Consider the following 25010-nt stretch of genomic DNA (forward strand, 5'->3'; position numbering starts at 1 on the left):
TGGCGTTTTAACAACAGTGAAATAAAATCTCAAATTTCTATTTTGAAACAGTTAGTAAAAGGTAATTTGCTCTAATTATCTAGTACAGCCCCAAATTATTTATGAGAACTCCAGCTTTAATCGTGCGGTAAATCAGAATTCCAATGAAAGACAGATGAATTTTCTAATTCAAACGCTAGTGGAACATCCGCTAGGAAAGTTATCAAAAGAAGAAATTCTCGCATTAATGCTAGTTAATATTACAAGCTATCCTAAGGGATTTTTAAATATAGATGAGTTATCCAAATACCAACAACAAGCAGTTGAATTAGGTTTTATTAAAAGAAAATATAATCAAATTGACTACCTTTGGAACTTACTTAAAAAACTAGATAATTTGACTATTGTCCAGAATGAAGTATGTTTTACAGAGGATGCTGAGCGTGTTTTTGGCAACTATATTGAAATCAGCTCCCGCAAACGCGACCCATATTTGCACCGACTATACAAAAACCAGTTACAAGAAGAATCAGAAGAATATTTCAACGGCGTTAAATGTATGTTGGAACAGTTAAGCTATCCGGTTCTAATTGCCAGTCACATTAAACCATTCGTTGACTCTAACGACCAAGAAGCATATGACCCTAATAATGGGTTGCTCTTAAGCCGAACAATCGATTCTCTATTTGATTTAAAATACATCTCCTTCAATGATGATGGAACAATGCTAAAATCAAATCAACTAGCGACAGATGTATGGAATTACTGGAAAAATTTCAAACTTCCAAAAGAGGTTCTAAATCCCCAAAGATTAGAATATTTAAAATATCATCGTAGTCTCATTGATTCATCATCATGAACACAACCTCCATTTTTTGGTATTGAAACCTGCCTACTAACGAATAGTTAGCTTTAGCTTGTAAATTAGTGCTAACTTCATGTTACCCCAATAGCTTAAAAGGCCGTCTGAAAATCTTAAGATTTTCAGACGGCCTTTGTTTGGCTAAACACCTAAATGCTTATTCCGAATAAGTAAATTTCGTCCGTTTGACATTACACAGCAATTCATAAGCAATCGTCCCGGCGGCTTCGGCGACTTCGTTGATATTGACGGTATCGCCCCACAGCTCGACTTCGCTGCCCAAGCCTTCTTGCGCGGGGTCAAGTTCGATGGTCATCATGTCCATGGAAACGCGGCCGATGACGCGGCTGCGTTTGCCTTCGACGGCAACGGGGCTGCCGGTGGAGGCCAGGCGCGGGTAGCCGTCGGCGTAACCGCAGGCAATCAGGCCGACGCGGGTGGATTTACTGGTGTAGAAAGTTGCGCCATAGCCGATGGGGGAATGCGGTTGCAATACGCGCTCGCCAAACACGCGGGTGGTCAGGCGCATCACGGGTTTCAGGCGCGGGTCGGTGCCGCCGAAGGGAGAAATGCCGTATAAGGCCAGACCTGCCCTGCCCCAGTCGCGGCGGGCGGCGGGGATATTCAGCATGGCGGCGGAATTGGCAAGGCTTTCTTCTCCGACCAAGCCTTCGCAGGCTAAATCGAAGGTTTCGATTTGCATCTCGGTCATGCCGTTGTCCGGCTCGTCGGCGCAGGCGAAATGGCTGAATTTGACGATATTGGCCACTGCCGGGCTTTGCTGCAAGGCGGTGTAGGCGGCGGCGTAGTTGTGCGGGAAAAAGCCGGCGCGGTGCATGCCGGAATCCATTTTCAGCCACACGGTCACAGGGTTTTGCCACGGATGTGCCAGCAGGCTTTCGAGCTGCCATTGGCTGCCGACGGCAGGCCATAAGCCGTATCGGTCAACGGCTTCGTATTCGCCCACTTCAAACACGCCTTCGAGCAATACTATCGGATTGGAAATGCCGTTTTCGCGCAGGCTGATGGCTTCATCTATGGTGGCGACGGCAAATCCGTCGGCCAAATCCGACAAGGCATGGGCGCAGCGCACCGCGCCGTGTCCGTAGGCATTAGCTTTGATAACGGCTAAGAGCTTGCCGCCGTGGATTTGCTTGAGGGTTTGGTAGTTGTGGCGCAGATGGTCTAGGCGGATTCGGGCATTGAGCGGGCGCATGGGGTTTCCTTGACGGCCGTTTTTCAGACGGCCTTTTTAGGTTTTGAATGAACGGAATTATAAAACTGTCGTCTCGTTTTTTAAATACGGCACGGCAGTTATTTTCTTATTAATGTTTTGTACTGGGCATGCTTTCGGGCTTACTGTCGGCACCGCATTTGCATGATACGTGCCAGGCCGTCTGAAAACGGTTTCAGACGGCCTCGTGCGTTTATCGCTGTTTTAGCCGTAACGCGCCATGCCCAAATCGTCGCTACGCACTTCGGGCATCGTGCCGCACACCAAATCGGCGGCGATTTTGGCCGAACCGAGCGACATCGTCCAGCCGAGCGTGCCGTGGCCTGTGTTGAGAAACAGGTTGTCAAACTTGCTTGCGCCGATGATGGGCGTGCTGTCGGGGGTCATCGGGCGCAGGCCGCTCCAGAAGGTGGCGCGGGTCAGGTCGCCGCCTTGCGGATACAAATCGTTGACGACCAGCTCCAGCGTTTCGCGCCGTTCGGGTGACAATTTGATGTCGTAACCCGACAATTCCGCCATGCCGCCGACACGGATACGCTCGTTGAAACGGGTAATGGCGACTTTATAGGTCTCGTCCAAAATGGTGGATACCGGCGCTTCGGCAGCGTTGGTAATCGGAACGGTCAGCGAATAGCCTTTGACCGGATAAATCGGCAAATCCAAGCCCAAATCGGCCATCACGGTACGACTGAAACTGCCCAAGGCGCACACATAGCGGTCGGCCTCGAAGCGTTCGCCCCCCGCCATCACGGCGGTAATGCGTTTGCCGTTGTGTTCGATACGTTCGATGCTATGGTTAAACTTGAACACCGCGCCTTTTTCTTCGCACAAGGTTTTCAGACGGCCTGCAAACAAATGGCAATCGCCGGTGGCGTCGTTGGGCAGGAGCAACGCGCCGGCAATGCGGCCGACGGCATGGTGCAGCGCGGGTTCGTATTGCAGGCATTCTTCCGGCTTCAGCCGCTGGTAAGGAACATCGTATTCGGCCAATACTTCAATGTCTTTTTCCGCTGCCTCCGCTTCTTTTTGCGTGCGGAAAATTTGTAATGTGCCCAAGTGCCGCCCCTCAAAATCCATGCCGGTTTCTGCCTCAAAACGACGGAACATCTCGCGGCTGTATTCCGACACGCGCACCATGCGCTCTTTATTGGTTTGGTAATGCTCGGCGGTGCAGTTTTTTAACATCTGCAACAGCCATTGCAACTGGTATGCACTGCCGTCGGCTTTCAAAATCAGCGGCGAATGGTGTTTCAGCAGCCATTTGGCGGCTTTTGCGGGAATGCCGGGCGAAGCCCACGGCGTGGTGTAGCCGTAGGACAACTGCCCTGCATTGGCAAAACTGGTTTCCATCGCGGCAGCCTCTGCGCGGTCGATAACGATAACCTCATGCCCCGCCTGCAACAAATACCAAGCGGTGCTGACACCGGCGATACCTGCGCCCAATACTATGGCTTTCATCTCTTTTCTCCTTATACAAACCGCCAATGGCGTATTTGCCAAGTGTATGACAATTCTTACAGCGGCTTTCATTTTATTTTGATGAATTTTTAGGTTATTATGCTGTTTTTATTGATATTAAAAACGGATTCCACCATGAAAGAGCTGGACAAAACCGACCTCAAAATCCTCAAAATCCTGCAACAAAACGCCCGCATACCGATGACCGAACTGGCGGAAAAAGTCGGGCTTTCGACCACGCCGGTTACCGAGCGCGTGCGCCGTTTGGAGCGCGACGGCTACATCAGCGGCTATCATGCCCGCTTGAATCCGCATGCGCTGGGGCAAAGCCTGCTGGTGTTTGTCGAAATCAAATTGCGCTCGAAATCGGGCAATATTTTTGAGGACTTCCGCCACGAGGTAATGCGCATTCCGCAAATTTTGGAATGCCATCTGGTGTCGGGCGAATACGATTATTTAATCAAAGTGCGCCTGCCCGATATGTCGGCCTACCGCGACATGCTCGGCAATATTCTGTTGCAGCTGCCTGCCGCTGCCGAAAGCCGCAGCTATGTGGTAATGGAGGAAGTTAAAGAAGAAGTGGTTTTGGATTTGGAATAAAAAAATAAGGGGATAGGCCGTCTGAAAACCAAGATACATCAAAGCGGCCAGCGGTTTTCAGACGGCCTTTTGCCACGGTATTCGATGATAAGCGGTAAATTTCCCGCCCCAAGCTGCCTGCAAGTCTTGTCTTTCATGTAAAAAATAGTAATAATAGCCTGATTGTTTACAATCAATCCACCAACCCAAGAAAGCACGAACATGGCGTTAATCGTACAAAAATACGGCGGCACATCCGTAGGCTCCGCCGAACGCATCAAAAACGTAGCCAAACGTGTTGCCAAAACCCGCGCCGAAGGTCATGACGTGGTCGTGGTCGTTTCCGCCATGAGCGGCGAAACCAACCGTTTGGTAGCACTGGCGCACGAAATGCAAGACACCCCCGATCCGCGCGAGCTGGACGTTGTCCTGGCCACCGGTGAGCAAGTGACCATCGGCCTCTTGGCCATGGCGCTGAAAAACATCGGCGTGGATGCCAAGAGCTACACCGGCTGGCAAGTAGCGGTCAAAACCGACACCGCCCACACCAAAGCGCGTATCGAAGAAATCGACGGCGACAAAATGCGCGACGACCTCAAAGCAGGCCGCGTGGTGATTGTGGCCGGTTTCCAAGGCATCAGCAGCGAGGGCAATATCGCCACTTTGGGTCGCGGCGGCTCGGACACTTCCGCCGTGGCGCTGGCTGCCGCGCTGGGTGCCGACGAGTGCCAAATCTATACCGATGTGGACGGCGTTTACACCACCGACCCGCGCGTCGTACCTGAAGCGAAATGCCTTGACACCATTACCTTTGAAGAAATGCTGGAGCTGGCGAGCTTGGGCTCGAAAGTATTGCAAATCCGCTCCGTAGAATTCGCCGGTAAATACAAAGTGCGCCTGCGCGTACTGAGCAGCCTGCAAGATGGCGGCAACGGCACCTTAATTACCTTTGAAGAGGACGAAAACATGGAAAAAGCTGCCGTTACCGGTATTGCATTCGATAAAAACCAAGCCCGTATCAATGTGCGCGGCGTACCCGACAAACCGGGTGTGGCTTACCAATTAATCGGCGCTGTGGCCGACGCTAACGTCGAAGTGGATATGATTATCCAAAACATCGGCAGCGAGGGTACCACCGACTTCTCATTTACCGTGCCGCGCGGCGATTACAAACAAACCATGGAGCTAATGCGCAATCTGCAAGACAGTATCGGCGTTGCCGATGTCAGCGGCGACGACGCAGTATGCAAAGTATCCGTGGTCGGCGTGGGCATGCGCTCGCACGTGGGCGTGGCCGCCAAAATCTTCCGTTCTTTGGCCGAAGAAGGCATCAATATCCAGATGATTTCTACTTCTGAAATCAAAGTGTCTGTGTTGATTGACGAAAAATACATGGAGCTGGCGACCCGCGTGTTACATAAAGCCTTTAATCTGGGCTAACCCGCTGCCGTTGGGCAAACCCCCTGACAGGCCGTCTGAAACAGGTTTTCAGACGGCCTGTTTTATGCCTGCCGCCAAACGGTGTTAAAATGACCGCTTTCCGAATGATTGAAACAGAGGAGCCTTTATGACTGTTCCCACCATCGACCACGTTCAAGCCGTTGCTTTTGATTTGGACGGCACGTTGTGCGACTCCGTACCCGATTTGGCCGCCGCTGCCGAAGCCATGCGCGAATACCTCGGTCTGTCTTCCCTGCCCGCCAAAGTGGTGGAAAGCTATGTCGGCGACGGTATCGGCACGCTGGTGCACCGCGTGATTACCAACGACCGCGACGAAGAGGCCGACCCTGCGGTGTGGGAAAAAGGCTTTGTGTTTTTCATGCAATACTACCGCACCCATTTGAGCGACTTTACGCGCCCGTATCCCGAAACCGAAGCCGGTTTGGGCTTGCTCAAAAGCCTGGGCATTCCGCTGGTGGTGATTACCAATAAAACCGAAATTCTGGCCGTGGAGCTGTTGAAACAGCTCGGCTTAGCAGATTATTTCAGCCTGATTCTCGGCGGTGACAGCCTGCCAGAGAAAAAGCCCAGCCCCCTGCCACTCTTGCACGCCGCCGAAGTATTGGGCATCGAACCTGCCGATATGATGATGGTCGGCGATTCTAAAAACGACATTCTCGCTGCCAAAGCCGCCGGCTGCTTAAGCGTGGGCGTAACCTACGGCTACGGCGACATGACCATGCTGTCGCAAGATGACGCCACCAAACCCGACTGGCTCATCGGCAAACTGCCGGAAATCTACGAGAACCTGCAACCGCAGAAAGCGCGTGATGGTGAGTGATGATTTTGAAGACAGGCCGTCTGAAATTTCAGACGGCCTGAATCCGCCGAAAAAGCAGTCTGCCCGCCCTGAAAAATCCCTACGTGCCCGCGCAATGGATATTTTGTCGCGTCAGGAAATCAGCCGCAGCGGTTTGAAGCGCAAACTCGCGCCGCATGCCGAAAGCGAGGCCGAGCTGGAAAAGGTATTGGATGAATTTGCCGAGCGCAACTGGCAGTCGGACGAGCGTTACGCCGAGGCCTATATCCACAGCAAAAGCCGCCAACACGGTACGCTACGCCTAAAACAGGCTCTGGCGGCGCAAGGCGTGGATGAAGACCTCAGCCGCCGCTTTTTGCCCGATCGCGACAGCGAGCAGCAAACTGCAATGGCGGTATTGCGCAAAAAATTCAAGCAGCCCGCCGCCGATTTGAAGGAAAAACAAAAGCAGGTGCGCTTTCTGGCTTATCGCGGTTTCGGTATGGACACGATTCAGACGGCCTTAAAACATGCTTGGGATGAAGACGAAAATTAAAAACCTGTATTGACAGACAGATTTTACAACTTCATGCTATCCGCTTGATTTTTCATCACATACGGCGTACCCTTACGCCTTTTCCGCCATCCGCACACTTGAGCCGAACCATGTCCGAATTAAAAAACAAAGTTTCTCCCCCGCCTGCACCGCTTGATGACCACAAAACGCCGGTATTCCGTCTCGGTCAGGCCGTTGCCGGTTTTATGCTGCTCGTATGGGTCGGCGTATTGGCTTTGGTCTTTTTCTTGGTCTTCCGTTTTTGGCTGAGCTAAACGTGTTATGCCGTTATACAAAATAGGCCGTCTGAAAACCTTTCCGTTTTCAGACGGCCTTTTGCTTAAGATAGCGCGATAATTGAATCGTCAACCACCCCTAGTGAAATTTAAGGTCAGCGTTTTTCCTGTTTGCGAATCAGATACACCGCCAGCAGCGCGAAAATAATCGTCGGCAGCGCACCGGCCAGAAACGGCGGTACGCCATAAAGCTGGCTGGTAAAGCCGAACAAACGGCCGGCAAAATGGAAAGCCAAACCCAAGCAAATCCCGCCGAAGAGTTTCAAACCCATGTTGCCGTGACGCGTGTTTTGCGGCGTAAAAGCAAACGCCACCAATGCCATTACCCACGCGGCAATCGGATACACCAGCTTGCGCCACCACGCAATCGCGTAGATTTGCGTTTGCTGGTGGTTGCTTTTCAGATGGCTGATGTAGGTACTCAATTCGGACACCGACATTTGGTCGGGATCGACCAGCAATACATCCAACAGGCCGCGCTTGAGCGTCACCTGCCAGCGTTGTCCCTCTTCCTGCGCCGTGTCCACACGGTCGTCGTGCAAAATACTGCGGCGCACGTTTTTCAGCTGCCAACTGCCGTCTGAATTTAACACAGCCGATTCTGCTTCCGCCGCTTCGGTCAGCTCATATTGGTCGTTGTACTGCCAAATTTTAATGCCCCGCAGAGTATGGTCGGGCAGCATTTCGCGCACATTGATGATGTGATTTTGCTCTTTCAGCCACAACCCCGTTTCACCGGTGCTGACTTGGCCGTTGATGGCGGTTTTGCGCATATTTTCAGCACGCTGGCTCAAAGCCGGCGCCGCCCACTCGCCCAACACCACCGTGACCAGCGCAAAAATCAGGCCGAACTGCGACAAGATAAGCAGCAGCCTTTTGGTGCTCAAGCCGCTGGCCTTCATCACAGTCAGCTCGCTGCCCTGCGCCAACTGGCTGAGCGCAATCAGGCCGCCGATTAACACGGCCAGAGGCATCAGCTCGTATGCCCGCGCCGGCATCAACATCAGCACATATTTCGCCATCACCCAGCCGGTGTAATTGCCCCGACCGATACGGCCGACTTCGTCAATCACTTCAAAAAAACTGTACAAGGCCAAAAACGCCAGCAGCGAATACACGGCCATGACCGACATTTGGCGGATAAGATAACGGGGAATCAGCTTCATTTTCCGCCTTTCAGGGTCAAACTTTGGCGCACGGCCGCCCAAAACGGCTGCGCCGGCATACTGCGTACGCGCAATAAAACCACGGCCACAGCGAAAATCAGGATGTGCATGGGCAGCAAGCCCAGCAAAAACGGAATCTTGCCGCCCTCCACCGCGTCACGCAGGAAGGTCAGGCCGTTTTGATAGATTAAGAACATGCCGATGGCAATCAGAATATTATATGTGTGGCCGCCGCGCGGATTGAAATACGACAGCGGTATCGCCAGCAAGCTCAGCAGCAATGCGCTAATCGGCAACGAAGTGCGCCACATTAATTCGGCTTGGTGCTGCGGATCGCTGCTGCCGAAAAGCTGCGATGTTGGGATGGTTCGGCGGTTGGACACCGGATCGACGATTTTCGGCGTGGTGCTGATAATCAGATCCAGCTTGTCAAACGACACCCGCGTATAGTCTGCCTGACCGGGAATGCCGCCGTAGCGGTAGCCGTTGCGCAGCTCCAGCGTACGCTTGTTGTCGGCCAGCGAGAAATTGCCCTCTTTAGCGAACACCACGTTGTCATTACCTTTGTCGTCCAGCTCGCGCAAAAACAGGTTTTTCATAATACCCGATTCGGTATCGAAGGTTTCCACAAAATACACGCGACTGTTTTTCTTGCCCAAAGCAGCAAACTTACCCGCCTCTACCATCGAAAGCTGCTGTTTCTGCTTCAAAATCTCCGCATATTCGCGGCTGCGCAGCTCCGCCCACGGCATGACCCACAGCTGCATGACGGCAATCAGGATGGCAAACGGTACGGCAAACTGCATCACCGGCCGTATCCACTGGCGCAACGCCAGCCCGCAAGAGAGCCACACCGACATTTCGCTGTCGCGCCAATAGCGGGTCAACACCGTCAGAATGCTGATAAAAGCGGTTAATACCAGCAAAAGCGGCGTCATGCCGATAATCCAGAAGCCGACCAGCGCGGCCACGGCGTCAATCGCCACCCTGCCGTCGGCGGCGCGGCCGAGCAGGTTAATCGCCTGCGTCGAAACCAGCACCGCCAGCAGCACTACAAAAATGCCGACGGCGGTAAAGGAAAGTTCTTTAATAAAATTGCGTTGGTAAATCATAATCTGTTGGCTGCTGTGAGCGTGGGTAGGCTAAACGTAAAGAGCATGCGGTACGCGCATTTTCTGACCGCTATCGGAATCAAATCTTGAAAAACGCAGGCGGGGCTTGCGACGCACCCTGCCCGTTCGATTTCATTCAACTTTAAATCTTTCAGACGGCCTGTACTTGGCGTACAATCAAGTATCGTTTTCAACTCGGTATATCTGTTTGGACATGCCATCTGAAAATCCCGTATAACCTGTTTCCCATAGGAGAATAAACGTGGAATTTAGCACAAAAGCCGGAAAATTGCAGCCGAATCAGGCAGCCGCGCAATTATTTGTTTGCACCGAAGCGGCGCAAATCACCGATAAGACCGCTGCGGCCTTATTGGGTTCGCTGGAAGAAGGGCAAAATTTTGCCGAAACCAAACTCCCCGTTTCAGACGGCCTGCAAGCCGTGGCGGTTTTGCGTTTGAAAGATTTGGAACGCGCTACTTTGAATAAAGCTGCCGCTGAAGCGGCAAAATGGGCGCAAAACCAAGCGCAGGTTGCGGTTGAGCTGGCGCCGTTTTGCGAAGTAAACGCCCCGCGCGTAGCCGAAGCGCTGGCCGTGGCCTTTGGCAATGCCGCCTACCGTTTCGACCGTTACAAAAAAGAAGCCAAACCGGCCAAGTTCGCGCAAGCCGTGTTCTACTCCGACCACGAAGCCGCCGTTGCCGCCGCGCTGAAAATTGCCGACGCGCAAGTCTATGGCCAAACCCTGTGCCGAGACTTGGGCAATGCCGCGCCGAATGAATGCACTCCCGAATTTTTGGCGACAACCGCCAAAGCGGAAGCGGAAAAAGTCGGCGCGTCTGCCAAAATCATCGGCAAAGAATACATCAAAGCCAATATGGGCTCGTTTTGGTCGGTAGCCAAAGGCAGTGCGCAAGACCCGTATTTGGTCGAACTGAGTTACTTCGGTGCGGTGGATAAAGCAGCCGCGCCGGTGGTTTTGGTCGGCAAAGGCATTACCTTCGACAGCGGCGGCATTTCCCTGAAACCCGGCCCGGGCATGGATGAGATGAAATTCGACATGTGCGGTGCGGCCACCGTTATCAGCACTTTCTGCGCCGCCGTCAAGCTGCAACTGCCCATCAACCTGATTGCCGTGGTCGCTACTTGCGAAAACCTGCCCTCCGGTACGGCCAACAAGCCGGGCGACATCGTCAAATCCATGAAAGGCCTGACCATCGAAGTGTTGAACACCGACGCCGAAGGCCGTCTGATTTTGTGCGACGCGCTGACCTACGCCGAACAATTCAAACCGCAAGCCGTGATTGATGTGGCCACCCTTACCGGCGCATGTATCGTCGCTCTCGGCCACGATGTCAGCGGCGTGATGGGCAACAATCAGGATTTGCTCGACAACCTGCTGGCCGCTTCCCGCGAAGTCGATGACAAAGCATGGCAGCTGCCGCTGTTTGACTGCTACAAAGACCAGCTCAAATCCAACTTCGCCGACATCCCCAATATCGGCACCCCCGGCGCAGGCTCGCCTGTGGCCGGCGCATTCCTGTCTTACTTCACCGAAGACTACCCGTGGGCGCACCTCGACATCGCCGGCACAGCTTGGAAATCCGGCGCGGAAAAAGGCGCAACCGGCCGCCCCGTACCGCTGCTGTTGAACTATTTGCGCAATCTGGCTTAATGCCGGTATAAAGCAAAGGCCGTCTGAAACAAAACATCAGTTTCAGACGGCCTTTTGTTATAATCTGCCTGTTCAAACGTCTGCCTGCCCGCCATGCCCAAAGCCACTTTCTACACCCATGTTGCCCACCCCGCCGCATTTGCCTGCCGCCTGGCTGCCCGTGCCGTCCGCGACGGCGGCTGCGTGTTGGTTTGGTCGGACAACCCAGATACCATCACCCGCCTTGACCGCGATTTGTGGCAAAACGAGCCGGAAAGTTTTATCCCGCATGAAATCTGGCAAACCGGCAGCGCCATGCCGTCTGAAACCCTGCTGTTGCTGGCTTCCGGCCATCAGCTGCCCGCTCTGCCCGAAAACATTACCGTATTAAACCTGTCGCCCGATTTTTGGACGGCGGCGCCGGTGTTGCCCGATCGCGTATTGGAAATCGTCGGTGACGGTTTGGAAGATTTGGCCGACGCGCGCGAGCGGTTTAAAGCCTACCGCCAAAGCGGTTTTGCGATTGAGCATTTCGGCATGCAAGGCAAAGCCTAGCGGCTGTCGAAACGTGTCAAACTTGCCTGTCTTTACAATCCGAACCCTGATTTTTCAGACGGCCTGCTTCATTTTCAAACAAACTGGGCTATAATCCCCTTTCTATTTTTATTTTACCGAAGAATACCGCCATGAATAAAACGTTTAAATTCGGTGCGCTGGCATTGGCCGCCGCATTGTCCCTGACCGCTTGCGATAAAAAAGACAGCAGCGTCGCCGCTGGTACGGCCGCTTCCGCTGCCGATGCTTCATCCATCGGCACACCGGCGCAGCAGGCCAGCTATGCGATGGGTTCGGACATCGGCCGTTCGCTCAAACAAATGAAAGACCAAGGTACGGAAATCGACCTGAACGTCTTCAACGAAGCCCTGCAAACCGTGTATGAAGGCAAAGAGCCGAAAATGAACGAGCAGCAGGCGCAGGAAGTGATGATGAAATTCTTGGCCGATCAGCAGCAAAAAGCGCAAGAAAAAATGGTTGCCGACGCCAAAACCAATCAGGAAAAAGGCGAAGCCTTCCTGAAAGAAAACGCGACTAAAGAAGGCGTAAAAACCACCGCTTCCGGCCTGCAATACAAAATCAAAACCGAAGGTACAGGCAAACAGCCCAAAGCCAGCGATGTAGTGACCGTGGAATACGAAGGCCGTCTGATTGACGGTACGGTATTCGACAGCAGCAAACAAAACGGCGGCCTGGTTACCTTCCCGCTGAACCAAGTGATTCCGGGCTGGACCGAAGGCGTACAGCTTTTGAAAGAAGGCGGAGAAACCACATTCTACATTCCGGCCAAACTCGCTTACGGCGAACAAGGTGCGGGCGGCAAAATCGGCCCGAATTCGACTTTGATTTTCGATGTCAAACTGGTTAAAGTCGGCGCTCCGGAAGCTGCGCCTACACAACCGGCCAAATAAACCAGCCCGGCCGTAAGGCTTTTGCCTAACCGCCAAACCGAGGCCGTCTGAACAAGGATAACGGAAATCTTGGATTTCTTTTCACACCTGTTCAGACGGCCTTAACGCACAATTTTTCTCTCTCATCCCATCCATCATGAAAAACATCGTTATCCTGATTTCCGGTCGCGGCAGCAATATGCAGGCCATTGTCAACGCGAATATTCCCAACGCCCGTATTGCCGCCGTATTGAGCAACAGCGAAAGCGCCGCCGGTCTTGGCTGGGCGGCCGAGCGCGGCATTGACACCGGCAGCCTCAACCACAAAGACTTCGCTTCGCGCGAGGATTTCGACCGTGCCATGATGGAAAAAATTGACGCTTATCAGCCTGATTTGGTGGTTTTGGCCGGCTTCATGCGTATTCTTACGCCCGAATTTTGCGCCCGCTACGCAGGCCGTCTGATGAATATCCATCCCTCCATCCTGCCTGCGTTTACCGGCCTGCATACCCACGAGCGCGCGCTGGCTGCCGGTTGCCGCGTGGCCGGTTGCACCATCCATTTTGTCACCGCCGAACTCGATTGCGGCCCGATTATCGCGCAAGGCGTGGTGCCGATTTTAGACGGCGACAATGCCGACGACATCGCCGAGCGCGTATTGAAAGTGGAACACCAACTCTTCCCGCAAGCCGTGGCCGATTTTGTGGCAGGCCGTCTGAAAATTGAGGGCAACCGCGTTTTCAACAGCCAACGCAGCGCCGACGGTCAAGCGCTGTTGGCCTAATCCGCCGATGAAAACATCCGTTTCCCTAATCGGCGGCTTGGCGGGGGCAATGCTTGCCCTGCCCGCATTTGCCGCCGAACTGCCCCGCTCGGCCGTTTTACAGTTTGCCAGCAACTATCAAGTACCCGCCGTGATGGTGTTCAAACGGGAGGGAACGCGCTATACCATCGTATCCGACATCGACCTGCTGTTTTACCGTATCCGCTTCGAGTCGGGCGGCACGGTGGACGGCAAGTGGCTCAAACCCGCTTACTACCGCGAAATCCGCAACAGTACGCTTTATAGCGCCGCCGAATTTAACGGCCATACCGTTACCTATGGCAAAACCGGCGACAAAAAAACCGCTACGCCCGATGGGGTCACGATGGATTTGTTTACCCTAGCTTGGCAGCTTGCCGCCAGCAATGCCGCGTTACCCACCCCGATATACGCCACCAACGGCAAAAAAATCTACCCGCTCAGCCGACTGACGCCGCAAGGCAGCAGTCGCTACGCCTTCGGCACAAGCGCCGTCAATGCCGATCGCTATACGCTGAAACAAGGTAAGGGGAAGGTTAGCTATACCCTACTGCCCTCATTCGGCAATATTCCGGCGCAAATTTCATACGACACCGAAGACGGCGCGGCTTACCGGCTGAGCCTGACCGGATTAACCATCGACGGCAAAAGCATAATGCCGTGAATGTCACTGCATAATTACTGATCGGCTTGCACCGCAAAAAGGCCGTCTGAAAACCATATGGTTTTCAGACGGCCTTTTACTGACTCATCTTTGCCGTTTTATTTATTGGCGTTCAGATAAGTGCTGATTAAATGCTCGGTAGAGCTGTCGTGTTTTTGCGGTGCGGTCTCGCCGGTCAGCTCGGCCAAGATGGTTTTCGCCAGCTGTTTGCCCAGCTCGACACCCCACTGGTCAAAGCTGTTGATGCCCCAAATAATGCCTTGCACGAAGGTTTTGTGTTCGTACATGGCAATCAGGCTGCCCATGTTACGCGGGCTGACTTTGTCCATCAAAATCAGGTTGGTCGGGCGGTTGCCGGAGAAGGTTTTATGCGGTACCAGCTCTTCAATACGCGCTTCGTCCATGCCTTGCGCTTTAAGCTCGGCGCGCACTTCGTCCGGCGTTTTGCCGCGCATAAAGGCTTCGGCTTGGGCAAACACGTTGGCCAACAGGATTTCATGGTGGCCTTTGAGGTTGCTACGTTTTTCCAAAGAGGCAATCAGGTCAATCGGCGCAATGTGCGTACCTTGGTGCAACAGTTGGAAGAAGGCGTGTTGACCGTTGATACCGGTTTCGCCCCAAATAATCGGCGAGGTTTCGTGCTGCACGGGTTTGCCGTCGAGCGTTACCTGTTTGCCGTTGCTTTCCATATCCAGCTGTTGGATGAATTTCGGCAGGCGGTGCAGGTTTTGGTCATACGGCGCGATGACATGGCTGCCGCCGCCGTAGTAGTTGATGTACCACACGCCGACCAAGGCCAGAATCACCGGCAGGTTGCGCTCCAGCGGGGTATTGATGAAGTGTTGATCCATCAGATGTGCGCCGTTGAGCATTTCGATGAAGTTTTCTTCGCCCAAATACAGCATAATCGGCAGACCGATGGCTGACCACAGGCTGTAACGGCCACCGACCCAATCCCAAAATTCAAACATATTGGCAGTATCAATACCGAATTCGGACACGGCTTTTTTGTTGGTAGAAACAGCCACGAAGTGTTTGGCGATGGCACCTTCGTCATTGGCGTGTTTCAAGAACCATTCGCGAGCGGTCAGAGCGTTAGTCAGGGTTTCTTGGGTGGTAAAGGTTTTGGAAGCCACGATAAACAACGTGGTTTCGGGGTGCACTTTTTCCAACACGCCGCGCAGTTGCGAGCCATCGACGTTAGACACGAAGTGCATGTTCAGACGCGGGTGGCCAAACGGTTTGAGCGCGGTACACATCATCAGCGGACCCAAATCGGAGCCGCCGATACCGATATTCACCACATCGGTAATCACTTGGTTGGTATAGCCCAGCCAATCGCCGCTGCGCACTTCGTGGGCAAATTCGCCCATGCGGTGCAATACATGGTTTACTTTCGGCATCACGTCTTCACCGTCCACAACAATCGGCGAATTGGTGCGGTTGCGCAGGGCAACATGCAATACGGCGCGGTTTTCGGTGGTGTTGATTTTTTCACCGTGGAACATCTGCTGCATGCGTTCGGGTACGCCGGCTTCGCGCGCCAAACTGGTCAGCAGCGACATGGTTTCGTCGGTAATGCGGTTTTTGGAGTAATCCAAAGTCAAGCCGCCCACTTGCAACCAGTAGCGTTGCGCACGTTCGGGATCTTCCTCAAACATTTGGCGCATATGGTTTGCTTTGGTTTCGTCAAAGTGCTGCCACAATTTGGCATTGCTCGGCAATTCTTCCAGATGTTTCATGATGTTCAATCCTTATCGTAGTCAATATGTTTGCTATGGATACTGCGTTTGCTTTTTTGCAGTTGCAGGCTGGCCGCATCGCCCAGGCGCAGCGCCAGGCCGATGGCCAGAATATCAATTACCGCCAGTTGCAAGAGGCGAGACACCATCGGCGTATAAAGCTCGACGTTTTCCTGCGTCGCCACACTCAATACGCAGTCAGCCAGTTGCGATAGGGGGGAATCGGCGCGGGTCACGGCAATCACGGAAGCGCCGTTTTCTTTGGCAATGCTGACCGCATCCAAAAGCTCGATGGATGAGCCGGTATTGGAAATCGCCACCAACACATCTTGATCGCTCAATACCGAAGCCGCCATCAGTTGCACATGGGTGTCGATATAAGAGACGGTGGAAATGCCGAAACGGAAGAATTTATGCTGAGCGTCTTGCGCCACAATGCCGGAGTTGCCGACACCGTAAAACTCCACGCGGCGGGCGTGCATCAGCATGGCAATGGCGTTTTCCAGCTCGGCTTCTTTCAGAAAACGGCGCTCGCCCAGCAAGGAAGCGGCGGCGTTACCCAATACTTTTTCCACCACGCTGTTCATGTCGTCATCGGCATTCAGCTCTTCATGCACATACGGCATGCCTTCGTGACCGATACTGGCAGACAACGCGAGTTTGAACTCAGGCAATCCCTTATAACCCAAGCTGCGGCAGAAACGGATAACCGTAGGTTGGCTGACCGACGCGCATTCGGCAATCTCGGCCACCGCAGCGTGGACAAACCATTTCGGTTCGGCCAGCGCCGATTCAGCAACTTTGCGCTCTGCGCCGGAGAGATTGGCCAATGCTTCACTGATTTTACTTAACATATATCTTCCTAATTTTCCCTTCCCTGTGTGGCAAAGGCAGCGTTGTCAAAACGCTGCCGGTCAGGGTCATGCTTATGAATTTGTTTGGCCGCCGGTATTTCCCGCCGCAGTCAATCCGCCACCAACACATTGGCTGGTTGCACCGCCCAACGCGCTGACGTTGTTGCAGGCATTGCGCAGGTGGTTGTCCAAGGCCACGGCCGCACCGGTCAGGCCGGGGAATTTGCTCAACACCACATATACCGGAATCGCCGCTAAATAGGCGTCAAAACGGCCTTTGTTTTCAAAACGGTTGCGGAACGGCGAATATTTGAAATATTCGATAAAGCGCGGAATAATCCCGCCGCACAAGTATACACCGCCGCTGGCACCCAAGGTCAATGCCAAGTTAGAGGCCACTGTACCCAGCATGGCGCAGAACATGTCCAAAGTCAGACGGCACAGCGGAGAAGAGCCGCTCAATGCGCTTTCGCTGATTTCAGCGGGGGTAAGTTTTTTCGGCTTCAAGCCTTCTTTTACCGCCAAGGCTTCGTAAATCAGGGTCAGGCCGGAACCGCTCAAGAAACGCTCGGCAGAAACATGGCCGTATTTTTTCTTGGCATATTGCCAAATCATCACTTCCGCATCGTCAAACGGCGGGAAGCTGACGTGGCCGCCCTCGCCTGCCAGCGGTACCCAGCCGGCATTGCTCGGAATCAAACCGCTGACACCCAAACCGGTACCCGGGCCGATGACCGCTTTCGGTGATTTTTCATTCGGCTCTTTACCGCCGATTTGCACCAAATCTTCTTGAGCCGTTTGCGTAATCGCCAAAGCCTGGGCAGTAAAGTCGTTCAGGAAAATCAGTGTTTCAAAGCCTAGCGACTGGCGCGTGGTTTCAATGGAAAACGCCCAGTGGTGGTTGGTCATCTGCACCCAGTCGCCCATAATCGGGTTGGCGATGGCGATACCGGCATGGCGGATAGACGGATTGCCAACGCGCTTGAGGTATTCGCGGATGGCATCAACGATGGTGTCGTAATCGTTACACGGCAACACTTCCGGCTGTTCGATTTTTTGCGGCGCGGTTTCCAGCGCAAAGCGGGCGTTGGTACCGCCGATGTCGGCAATCAGACGCGGCCAATCGTTAGTCGGGGTAGCGGTTTCGGTTTTGGTATCGTTTTTTTTAGTTTGCGTAGAAGACATGGCAGTTTGCTTTCTCGTTGGTCACAACCAAGCTAATCGGGTATTCTAAAGTCGGCGCAGCGGAGGCTTGGTCAAACAAGGCTTTTTTCTCTGCGCCTTGCAGCGCCAGATACAGATGCGGCACGCTGACGATTTCAGCCAAGCTCATGGTCACGCGCTCATGCGGCGCGGTTACCGGAGTAGTGTGCGCCAATACCGGATTGTTGTTCAAATCAATCGCTGCCTGTAATTGCGGCGCTTTGGGGAACAACGAAGCGGTGTGACCGTCCGGCCCCATGCCTAAAATAGCGACATCGGGACGTTTGTAATGTTTCAGCGCAAACGCAACCACTGCTTCCGGCTGTAATTCTGTTTCAGACTTACCGGCTTCAACCATCGGAATCCAAACAGCGGCAGCGGCTTTGTTTTGCAGCAGATATTCATGCGCCAAAGCGGTGTTGCTGTCAGCATGATTGGTCGGCACAATGCGCTCGTCCACCAAACCGATTTTCACTTTATCCCATGCGATGTCTTTTTGAGATAATTCTTTAAACAATGCGATGGGCGATTTGCCGCCGGAAACCACCAACACGGCTTCGCCTTTGGCGGCAATGGCTTGCTGCAAATCGGCAGCAATCGCACCAGCCAAGGCTTGAACGTAAGCCTCAGCTGATTCAAATGTTTGAACGGTGTACATATTTGTTATTCCTTCTTCTGTTTTCAGACGGCCTCACATCAGCCAGGCCGTCTGAAAAACCTTTACTGCTTATTGCTCTTCATGCCATTTGTTGCCGTCGCGTGCCAGCAGTTCGCGGGCAGCTTCCGGACCCCAAGACAGGGCGGGATAGCCATGAGGCGGCGTAGTGTTGTTGGCCCAGTTGTCCAAAATCGGCATCACATATTCCCACGCGGCTTCCAACTCGTCGCGGCGGTTAAACAAGCCCAATTTGCCGTTAATCACTTCCAGCAGCAGGCGCTCGTAGGCTTCTTGGCGGCGGCCGGCGATTTCTTTGCCCATGTCCAGTTTCAACGCAGCCAGCTCGACTTTATGACCGGCACCCGGCTGTTTCACTTGGGTATAGAGGCGGATGGATTCGTTCGGTTGCAATTCGATAACCAAGCGGTTGGGCGCAGGCAGGCTGTTTTCAAAGCCGATATTATCCAATTCTTTGAAATTCAATACGATTTCAGCCACTTTACCCGCCATGCGTTTACCGGTACGCAGGTAGAACGGCACGCCTTTCCAGCGTTCGTTTTCGATTTCGGCTTTGATGGCGACATATGTTTCGGTAAAGCTGTCGGCCGGTACGTTCAACTCTTGCAGATAGCCGTTCATGCCGTCGGCGGCGGTATATTGGCCGCGTACCACGTTTTCGTTTACCGATTCAACCGTCAGCGGTTTCAATGAATGGATAACCTTCACTTTTTCATCGCGCAGCGCATCGGCATCCAGACTGGACGGCGCTTCCATCGCGGTAATGCACAACATCTGCATCAAGTGGTTTTGAATCATGTCGCGCAGGGCGCCGGTGATGTCGTAAAACTCGCCGCGCTCTTCCACGCCCAACTGTTCGGCAATGGTCAGCTGCACGCTTTTAATGTATTTGTTGTTCCACAACGGCTCGAACATCACATTGGCAAAACGCAGTTCCAAGATGTTTTGCAGGCTTTCTTTGCCCAAGTAGTGGTCGATACGGTAGATTTGCTCTTCTTTGAAATATTGCGCCACATCGTGGTTGATTTGTTGCGAAGACGCCAAATCGGTACCCAACGGTTTTTCCAATACCACGCGCACGTTATCCGCATTCAGGCCGACTTTAGCTAGGTTTTCGCAGGCTTGGGCAAAGAATTTCGGTGCGGTAGAGAGGTAAATCACCACATTTTCGGTTTGGGTACGGGCTTTAACCATATCACCCAAGGCGTTGAAGTGTTCCGGATGGGTAACGTCAACGGTCAGGTATTCGATACGCTTGATGAAAGACGCCCATTGTTCGTCGGAGAAGTTTTGTTTGACGTGGATTTTGGAGTTGGTTCCCACTTTGGCCAAAAATGCGGCCGTATCCATATTGCTGCGACTCACTCCCAAAATACGGCCGTCGGGATGCAGCAGACCGGCCACATGCGCCTGATACAGGCAGGGCAGCAGCTTGCGCATGGCCAAATCACCGGTTGCGCCGAACAATACCAAGTCAAAATTTGTTTGCGTACTCATGTTTTATCTTTCATCAAGAGGAGGCTTGCGCCATATTAATCAATCTTAAAACAGAAACCGGCAGTGTAAAAATCCAATAAAATCATGGCTATCGAATCTCTAACACAGGTACAATCCGTTTATCCGCCGCCACGCCTGACGGCAGAACGGTTGAATTTGGTAGTAATACTACACAGGGCTACACTTTTTGTCTATCACGAATTCCGTAAATTATTTGACCTAATCCAAGATTTGCGTTGTTTTTTTATTACATTTTATTTTAAACCGCAAAAATCACGATTTAAATCAAATTTCATGCTTTTCTTAAATTATTTTTGTAACAAAATTACAATAGCTGTATTATAATATCCCTACAAAATTCAGACGGCCTCCGTCAATATTCAATACCAATTATTGCGATTGACGGTTGCGCCGCCCGCGACCACACCCTACCTATCCCGAAGGAGACTGAACATGAGCACCACTCCTCTTCATCCGAAATTAGCAGAAATCACCCAGCGCATTATCGAGCGCAGCCGTCCGACCCGTGAAAAATATTTGGCCAAAATCCGCAGCGCCAAACAAGTCGGCAAATTAGAGCGCAACCAGCTCGGCTGCAGCAACTTGGCGCACGGCTACGCCTCCATGCCGAAAACCATCAAAATCGAAATGTTACAGGAAAGCGTACCGAATCTGGGTATCGTCACCACCTACAACGACATGGTTTCCGCCCACCAGCCGTTTAAAGATTTCCCCGATTGGATTAAAGACGAAGCGCTGAAAAACAACGCTACCGCCCAAGTCGCCGGTGGCGCACCCGCCATGTGCGACGGCATTACCCAAGGTTATGAAGGCATGGAATTGTCGCTGTTTTCCCGCGACGTGATTGCCATGAGCACCGCCGTAGCGATGTCCCACCAAATGTTCGACGGCGGCCTGTATATGGGCGTATGTGACAAAATCGTACCGGGCTTGATGATTGGCGCGTTGTCGTTCGGCCATCTACCGGGTATTTTCCTGCCCGCAGGCCCGATGAACAGCGGTATCGGCAATAAAGAAAAAGCACGCACCCGCCAATTATTTGCAGAAGGCAAAGTCGGCCGCGACGCCCTGCTTGCCAGCGAAATGGGCTCTTACCACAGCCCGGGTACCTGTACTTTCTACGGTACGGCCAACTCCAACCAAATGATGATGGAGCTGATGGGCGTACACCTGCCGACGGCTGCCTTCGTTCATCCTTATACCGACTTGCGCGAAGCGCTGACCCGCTACGGCGCGGCGCATTTGGCACGCGGTATCCGCAACGGCACTGCCAAACCGTTCGGCGAAATGCTGACCGAAAAATCCTTTATCAACGCCTTGATTGGCTTGATGGCCACTGGCGGCTCAACCAACCACACCATGCACTTAGTCGCGATGGCACGCGCGGCCGGCGTGATTCTGAACTGGGACGATTTCGACAAAATTTCTTCCATCATCCCGCTCTTGATTCGTGTGTATCCGAACGGCAAAGCCGACGTCAACCACTTTACCGCTGCGGGCGGTCTGCCGTTTGTCATCCGCGAGCTGCTTGACGCCGGCCTCTTGCATGACGATGTGGATACCGTTGTCGGCCACGGTATGCGCCACTACACCCAAGAACCGTTCCTCATCGACGGCAACCTGGAATGGCGCGACGCGCCTGCCGAAAGCGGCAACGACGACATTCTGCGCAAAGCCGACAATCCGTTCTCACCCGACGGCGGTCTGCGCCTGATGAAAGGCAACATCGGCCGTGCGGTAATGAAAGTGTCTGCGGTACAAGACCAATTCCGCGTGATTGAAGCGCCTGCCATCGTATTTAACGACCAACGCGAAGTACTGGCAGCGTTTGACCGTGGCGAATTGGAACGCGATTTTATCTGCGTTGTCCGCTATCAAGGCCCGCGTGCCAACGGTATGCCCGAGTTGCACAAACTGACCCCGCCGCTGGGCATTCTGCAAGACCGTGGCTTCAAAGTCGCCCTGCTGACCGACGGCCGCATGTCCGGCGCTTCGGGCAAAGTACCGGCTGCCATCCACATGAGTCCGGAAGCGCTGATGGGCGGCGACATCGCCAAAATCCGTACCGGCGACATGATTCGCTTGGATTCCTTTACCGGCGATTTGAACGTATTGGTTACCGAAGCGGAATGGGTGGCGCGCGAACACGAGCAAATTGATTTAAGCGCCAACCAGCATGGTTGCGGCCGCGAACTGTTCGCCGGTTTCCGCAGCATGACCAGCAGCGCCGAAACCGGTGCAATGAGCTTCGGCGGCGATTTTGCTTAATTAAACCCGTATTGATGTACCCGTTTTCAGACGGCCTTTCTCCCCTGCCCATGCCGATGACGCAAGGCCGTCTGAAAAATTTTCCCTCTGACTGATATTGGATATAGGAGATTCGATATGTCCCAACTGACTCCCCGCGAGATTTTGAGTGCCGGTGCCGTTGTGCCCGTGATGGCGATTGACGACTTGAGCACCGCCGTTGATTTGGCGCACGCTTTGGTTGAAGGCGGCATTCCCACTTTGGAAATCACCCTGCGCACCCCCGTTGGTCTCGACGCCATCCGCCTGATTGCCAAAGAAGTACCGAACGCCATCGTTGGCGCGGGTACCGTTGTCAATCCTGAACAACTGAAAGCCGTGGAAGACGCCGGCGCGGTATTTGCCATCAGCCCGGGTTTGCACGAATCTTTGGCTAAAGCCAGCGAAAACAGCGGCATTCCGTTGATTCCGGGTGTAGCCACTCCGGGCGAAGTACAACTGGCCTTGGAGCACGGTATCGACACCCTGAAACTGTTCCCGGCCGAAGTAGTCGGCGGCAAAGCCATGCTCAAAGCCCTGTACGGCCCGTATGCCGACATCCGCTTCTGTCCGACCGGCGGTATCAGCCTGGCAACCGCTCCGGCCTATTTGGAACTGCCCAACGTCTTGTGCGTCGGCGGCTCTTGGCTGACCCCGAAAGACGTGGTGAAAAACAAAGATTGGAATACCATTACCAAACTGGCGCGTGAAGCCGCCGCTTTGAAAAAAGCTTAATTTGTATGGATATGGTGAAATAAGTAAAAAATCAAACTGCGTAGGTTGGGATGAAATCCCAACGAGCCCTTTGGTAAATATTGGGTTTACAACCCAACCTACCCCATGCTGCCGGTTTGCTTTCTCATTCATTTCACTATAAACTGCACAAAGCAAAGGCCGTCTGAAAATTTTGTGATTTTCAGACGGCCTTTGCTTATTTGGCAAACTATTTGGACAACACCAAGAAATTAATCAGCAACTCCTTGAAAATAAAACCGAACACGCCCAGCCCCAGCACCAAAAACAACATCGCCATGCCAAACTTGCCCGCTTTGGATTCCTTACCCAGATTCCAAACAATAAAGCCCAAAAAAATAATCAGTACCGACAGGCAAATTTTCAACGCCCATGCCGAGAAAACGGCTTCATCCATCGCATTATCCTTGTATCGTGTGCGCTTATCATATTTTCAGACGGCCTCGCGCCCGAAACACTAGGGTCTGTTGACATTTTATCCGTGAAGCAGATTTTCGAGCAAAAAAGCGCGGATGCAAGGCAAAAAGCGCAGCAAGGTTGTACACCTTGCGAGCATTTTTAACGCAGCAGGCGCGCTTTTTTTGCCGAAAAGATGCCGCGTGATAAAATGTCAACAAACCCTAAGGCCGTCTGAAAAACAGATACGATTCTAAATCAAGCCATTGCCTGTTGCAAATCGGCAATCAAATCATCCACATATTCCAAACCCACCGACAAGCGGATTAAGCCCGGTTTAATCCCCGCAGCCAGCTTGTCTTCTGGCGTCATACGGCCGTGAGTGGTTGTCCACGGGTGGGTAATGGTCGAGCGCACATCGCCCAAATTAGCCGTTTTGGAAAACAGCGCCACGCCGTCCACAATCTTCCAAGCCGCTTCTTTGTCCGCTACTTCAAAGCCGATGACAATGCCGCCGCCGTTTTGCTGCGCCGCAATCAAATCTTTCTGCGGATGGTCGGGCAAGCCCGGATAATACACCGCTTCCACGCCGCTTTGCGTTTGCAGCCATTTGGCCACTTGCAGCGCGTTATCAAATTGTTTTTCCATGCGCACCGACAGCGTTTCAATACCGCTGAGCAGCGTCCACGCATTAAACGGCGACATCGCCAAACCGCAGGAATTGCAATACATCGCCACCTGCGTCATCAATTCGTCCGAACCCGACAACACGCCGCCCATCACGCGGCCGTGGCCGTCCAAGGCTTTCGTGGCCGACTGCACCGAAATATCCGCACCCAAAGCCAGCGGCTGCTGACCCACCGGCGACATCAGGCTATTGTCCACCACCAGCAAAGCGCCCGCCGCATGCGCCATATCCGCCAGCGCACACAAATCCGCCACTTCGCCCAGCGGATTAGACGGTGTTTCCAAGAAAAACAGCTTGGTATTCGGTTTCACCGCCGCCTGCCAAGCCGCCGTATCGGTCGGCGAAACATAGGTAACTTCAATGCCGAATTTGGTTACGATACCGTTGATAAAACCGACCGTCGTGCCAAACAGACTCTGGCTCGACACCACATGGTCGCCCGCTTTCAAAAAGGTAAAAAACGCTGCCTGAATCGCCGACATACCGGTCGAAGTGGCAATCGAACGCTCCGCTCCTTCCAAAGCCGACACGCGCTGCTCAAACGCCGCAATGGTCGGATTGGCGGTGCGGGTATAAGTAAAACCTTTTACCTTTTTGGAAAACAACGCCTCGGCATGCTCCGCGCTGTCCCACATAAAACTGCTGGTTAAAAATAGCGCCTGATTGTGTTCCAAATATTCGGTCTGCTCTTTACCGCCGCGGATGGCTAAGGTTTGCGGATGAAGTTTTTGAGTCATTTTTTATCCAATCTGAAATATTCGAGGCCGTCTGAAAGCGACAAACGGCAAGCGTATTGAAAGAGTTAATTTGTTAACATTTTGCGCTAATTTTGGCAGTCTTTCAAGTTTGCA

23 protein-coding genes and 2 pseudogenes are annotated in these 25010 nt (G+C 53.0%); 14 read left to right on the plus strand and 11 right to left on the minus strand.

Annotated features, from left to right (window positions below):
• Together J2T37_RS05320 and J2T37_RS05325 are read left to right on the plus strand one after the other, a co-directional pair.
• A pseudogene (locus J2T37_RS05320) lies at positions 1-75 on the plus strand (IS1595 family transposase); the annotation flags it as partial.
• Positions 76-154: 79 nt separating this feature from the next.
• Entirely contained in the window at positions 155-838 is a 684-nt protein-coding gene (locus J2T37_RS05325) for an HNH endonuclease (RefSeq protein WP_253354329.1), read from the plus strand.
• A 160-nt stretch (positions 839-998) separates the two neighbouring features.
• Here J2T37_RS05325 and alr read toward each other — a convergent pair whose 3' ends face one another.
• On the minus strand, positions 999-2057 hold the full coding sequence (gene alr / locus J2T37_RS05330) for an alanine racemase (protein WP_253354331.1): 1059 nt from the start codon (positions 2055-2057) through the stop codon (positions 999-1001).
• A gap of 222 nt (positions 2058-2279) precedes the next feature.
• Positions 2280-3533: a D-amino acid dehydrogenase gene (locus tag J2T37_RS05335; protein WP_253354333.1), complete on the minus strand. Its 1254-nt coding sequence runs from the start codon at positions 3531-3533 to the stop codon at positions 2280-2282.
• A gap of 135 nt (positions 3534-3668) precedes the next feature.
• Between J2T37_RS05335 and J2T37_RS05340 the strand changes: the two genes are divergently transcribed.
• The 5 genes from J2T37_RS05340 (at position 3669) to J2T37_RS05360 (ending at position 7182) form a co-directional block, all read left to right on the plus strand.
• Positions 3669-4133, plus strand: a complete 465-nt coding sequence (locus tag J2T37_RS05340; protein WP_253354335.1) for a winged helix-turn-helix transcriptional regulator — start codon at positions 3669-3671, stop codon at positions 4131-4133.
• Positions 4134-4334: 201 nt separating this feature from the next.
• Positions 4335-5552: an aspartate kinase gene (locus J2T37_RS05345; RefSeq protein WP_253354337.1), complete on the plus strand. Its 1218-nt coding sequence runs from the start codon at positions 4335-4337 to the stop codon at positions 5550-5552.
• 127 nt (positions 5553-5679) lie between these two features.
• Positions 5680-6393 (plus strand): phosphoglycolate phosphatase, encoded by a 714-nt coding sequence (locus J2T37_RS05350; RefSeq protein ID WP_253354338.1) that lies wholly within the window; start codon positions 5680-5682, stop codon positions 6391-6393.
• A complete protein-coding gene (recX, locus tag J2T37_RS05355) occupies positions 6383-6907 on the plus strand; it encodes a recombination regulator RecX (protein WP_301286354.1) in 525 nt (174 codons plus the stop codon). Before J2T37_RS05350 ends, recX begins: the two co-directional genes overlap by 11 nt.
• A 110-nt stretch (positions 6908-7017) precedes the next feature.
• Positions 7018-7182 carry a hypothetical protein gene (locus J2T37_RS05360; RefSeq protein ID WP_253354340.1) on the plus strand — a complete coding sequence of 55 codons (165 nt, stop codon included), beginning with the start codon at positions 7018-7020 and terminating at the stop codon, positions 7180-7182.
• Positions 7183-7298: 116 nt separating this feature from the next.
• Here J2T37_RS05360 and lptG read toward each other — a convergent pair whose 3' ends face one another.
• Positions 7299-8369 carry an LPS export ABC transporter permease LptG gene (gene lptG / locus J2T37_RS05365; protein WP_253354342.1) on the minus strand — a complete coding sequence of 357 codons (1071 nt, stop codon included), beginning with the start codon at positions 8367-8369 and terminating at the stop codon, positions 7299-7301.
• Entirely contained in the window at positions 8366-9481 is a 1116-nt protein-coding gene (gene lptF, locus J2T37_RS05370) for an LPS export ABC transporter permease LptF (protein WP_253354344.1), read from the minus strand. The genes lptG and lptF overlap by 4 nt, the downstream gene beginning before the upstream one ends.
• Positions 9482-9743: 262 nt before the next feature.
• On the opposite strand from lptF, the gene J2T37_RS05375 reads away from it, so the two are divergent.
• From J2T37_RS05375 to J2T37_RS05395, 5 genes are all read left to right on the plus strand, one after another.
• Positions 9744-11153: a leucyl aminopeptidase gene (locus J2T37_RS05375; RefSeq protein ID WP_253354346.1), complete on the plus strand. Its 1410-nt coding sequence runs from the start codon at positions 9744-9746 to the stop codon at positions 11151-11153.
• 93 nt (positions 11154-11246) lie between these two features.
• Positions 11247-11687 carry a DNA polymerase III subunit chi gene (locus J2T37_RS05380; RefSeq protein WP_253354348.1) on the plus strand — a complete coding sequence of 147 codons (441 nt, stop codon included), beginning with the start codon at positions 11247-11249 and terminating at the stop codon, positions 11685-11687.
• Positions 11688-11818: 131 nt separating this feature from the next.
• Entirely contained in the window at positions 11819-12598 is a 780-nt protein-coding gene (locus tag J2T37_RS05385; RefSeq protein WP_253354350.1) for an FKBP-type peptidyl-prolyl cis-trans isomerase, read from the plus strand.
• Positions 12599-12734: 136 nt separating this feature from the next.
• Positions 12735-13361, plus strand: a complete 627-nt coding sequence (gene purN, locus J2T37_RS05390; RefSeq protein WP_253354352.1) for a phosphoribosylglycinamide formyltransferase — start codon at positions 12735-12737, stop codon at positions 13359-13361.
• Between the two features lie 7 nt (positions 13362-13368).
• Entirely contained in the window at positions 13369-14043 is a 675-nt protein-coding gene (locus tag J2T37_RS05395) for a DUF3108 domain-containing protein (protein ID WP_253354354.1), read from the plus strand.
• A gap of 98 nt (positions 14044-14141) precedes the next feature.
• Here the strand turns inward: J2T37_RS05395 and pgi are convergent, their stop codons facing one another.
• The 5 genes and pseudogenes from pgi to zwf form a co-directional block, all read right to left on the minus strand.
• Positions 14142-15785: a glucose-6-phosphate isomerase gene (pgi, locus tag J2T37_RS05400; protein WP_253354356.1), complete on the minus strand. Its 1644-nt coding sequence runs from the start codon at positions 15783-15785 to the stop codon at positions 14142-14144.
• A gap of 5 nt (positions 15786-15790) precedes the next feature.
• On the minus strand, positions 15791-16639 hold the full coding sequence (hexR, locus tag J2T37_RS05405) for a DNA-binding transcriptional regulator HexR (protein ID WP_253354358.1): 849 nt from the start codon (positions 16637-16639) through the stop codon (positions 15791-15793).
• 171 nt (positions 16640-16810) lie between these two features.
• Positions 16811-17824: pseudogene (locus tag J2T37_RS05410) on the minus strand (glucokinase); the annotation flags it as partial.
• The gene (pgl, locus tag J2T37_RS05415; protein WP_253354360.1) at positions 17805-18500 is read right to left on the minus strand and encodes a 6-phosphogluconolactonase; all 696 of its coding nucleotides are present in this window, start codon (positions 18498-18500) and stop codon (positions 17805-17807) included. The gene pgl and the pseudogene J2T37_RS05410, both read right to left, overlap by 20 nt.
• Before the next feature lie 69 nt (positions 18501-18569).
• The gene (gene zwf / locus J2T37_RS05420; RefSeq protein WP_253354361.1) at positions 18570-20015 is read right to left on the minus strand and encodes a glucose-6-phosphate dehydrogenase; all 1446 of its coding nucleotides are present in this window, start codon (positions 20013-20015) and stop codon (positions 18570-18572) included.
• 453 nt (positions 20016-20468) lie between these two features.
• Between zwf and edd the strand changes: the two genes are divergently transcribed.
• Together edd and J2T37_RS05430 are read left to right on the plus strand one after the other, a co-directional pair.
• On the plus strand, positions 20469-22304 hold the full coding sequence (gene edd / locus J2T37_RS05425; RefSeq protein ID WP_253354362.1) for a phosphogluconate dehydratase: 1836 nt from the start codon (positions 20469-20471) through the stop codon (positions 22302-22304).
• A gap of 117 nt (positions 22305-22421) precedes the next feature.
• On the plus strand, positions 22422-23057 hold the full coding sequence (locus tag J2T37_RS05430) for a bifunctional 4-hydroxy-2-oxoglutarate aldolase/2-dehydro-3-deoxy-phosphogluconate aldolase (protein WP_253354363.1): 636 nt from the start codon (positions 22422-22424) through the stop codon (positions 23055-23057).
• 208 nt (positions 23058-23265) lie between these two features.
• Here J2T37_RS05430 and J2T37_RS05435 read toward each other — a convergent pair whose 3' ends face one another.
• Entirely contained in the window at positions 23266-23472 is a 207-nt protein-coding gene (locus tag J2T37_RS05435) for a DUF2788 domain-containing protein (RefSeq protein ID WP_253354364.1), read from the minus strand.
• A gap of 257 nt (positions 23473-23729) precedes the next feature.
• A complete protein-coding gene (gene metZ, locus J2T37_RS05440) occupies positions 23730-24896 on the minus strand; it encodes an O-succinylhomoserine sulfhydrylase (RefSeq protein WP_253354365.1) in 1167 nt (388 codons plus the stop codon).
• Between the last annotated feature and the right edge of the window lie 114 nt (positions 24897-25010).

Origin of the sequence: Neisseria perflava (assembly GCF_024170405.1) — a bacterium.
GTDB lineage: Bacteria > Pseudomonadota > Gammaproteobacteria > Burkholderiales > Neisseriaceae > Neisseria > Neisseria perflava_B.

Bases quoted from the DNA above. Each gene is read 5' to 3' on its own strand.
- purN (WP_253354352.1), top strand. From the start codon at position 12,735: ATGAAAAACATCGTTATCCTGATTTCCGGTCGCGGCAGCAATATGCAG.
- J2T37_RS05350 (WP_253354338.1), top strand. From the start codon at position 5,680: ATGACTGTTCCCACCATCGACCACGTTCAAGCCGTTGCTTTTGATTTG.
- J2T37_RS05430 (WP_253354363.1), top strand. From the start codon at position 22,422: ATGTCCCAACTGACTCCCCGCGAGATTTTGAGTGCCGGTGCCGTTGTG.
- J2T37_RS05395 (WP_253354354.1), top strand. From the start codon at position 13,369: ATGAAAACATCCGTTTCCCTAATCGGCGGCTTGGCGGGGGCAATGCTT.
- J2T37_RS05360 (WP_253354340.1), top strand. From the start codon at position 7,018: ATGTCCGAATTAAAAAACAAAGTTTCTCCCCCGCCTGCACCGCTTGAT.
- hexR (WP_253354358.1), bottom strand. From the start codon at position 16,639: ATGTTAAGTAAAATCAGTGAAGCATTGGCCAATCTCTCCGGCGCAGAG.
- lptF (WP_253354344.1), bottom strand. From the start codon at position 9,481: ATGATTTACCAACGCAATTTTATTAAAGAACTTTCCTTTACCGCCGTC.
- J2T37_RS05340 (WP_253354335.1), top strand. From the start codon at position 3,669: ATGAAAGAGCTGGACAAAACCGACCTCAAAATCCTCAAAATCCTGCAA.
- J2T37_RS05345 (WP_253354337.1), top strand. From the start codon at position 4,335: ATGGCGTTAATCGTACAAAAATACGGCGGCACATCCGTAGGCTCCGCC.
- metZ (WP_253354365.1), bottom strand. From the start codon at position 24,896: ATGACTCAAAAACTTCATCCGCAAACCTTAGCCATCCGCGGCGGTAAA.
- lptG (WP_253354342.1), bottom strand. From the start codon at position 8,369: ATGAAGCTGATTCCCCGTTATCTTATCCGCCAAATGTCGGTCATGGCC.
- J2T37_RS05325 (WP_253354329.1), top strand. From the start codon at position 155: ATGAATTTTCTAATTCAAACGCTAGTGGAACATCCGCTAGGAAAGTTA.
- pgi (WP_253354356.1), bottom strand. From the start codon at position 15,785: ATGAAACATCTGGAAGAATTGCCGAGCAATGCCAAATTGTGGCAGCAC.
- J2T37_RS05385 (WP_253354350.1), top strand. From the start codon at position 11,819: ATGAATAAAACGTTTAAATTCGGTGCGCTGGCATTGGCCGCCGCATTG.
- J2T37_RS05380 (WP_253354348.1), top strand. From the start codon at position 11,247: ATGCCCAAAGCCACTTTCTACACCCATGTTGCCCACCCCGCCGCATTT.
- pgl (WP_253354360.1), bottom strand. From the start codon at position 18,500: ATGTACACCGTTCAAACATTTGAATCAGCTGAGGCTTACGTTCAAGCC.
- recX (WP_301286354.1), top strand. From the start codon at position 6,383: ATGGTGAGTGATGATTTTGAAGACAGGCCGTCTGAAATTTCAGACGGC.
- J2T37_RS05335 (WP_253354333.1), bottom strand. From the start codon at position 3,533: ATGAAAGCCATAGTATTGGGCGCAGGTATCGCCGGTGTCAGCACCGCT.
- edd (WP_253354362.1), top strand. From the start codon at position 20,469: ATGAGCACCACTCCTCTTCATCCGAAATTAGCAGAAATCACCCAGCGC.
- J2T37_RS05435 (WP_253354364.1), bottom strand. From the start codon at position 23,472: ATGGATGAAGCCGTTTTCTCGGCATGGGCGTTGAAAATTTGCCTGTCG.
- alr (WP_253354331.1), bottom strand. From the start codon at position 2,057: ATGCGCCCGCTCAATGCCCGAATCCGCCTAGACCATCTGCGCCACAAC.
- zwf (WP_253354361.1), bottom strand. From the start codon at position 20,015: ATGAGTACGCAAACAAATTTTGACTTGGTATTGTTCGGCGCAACCGGT.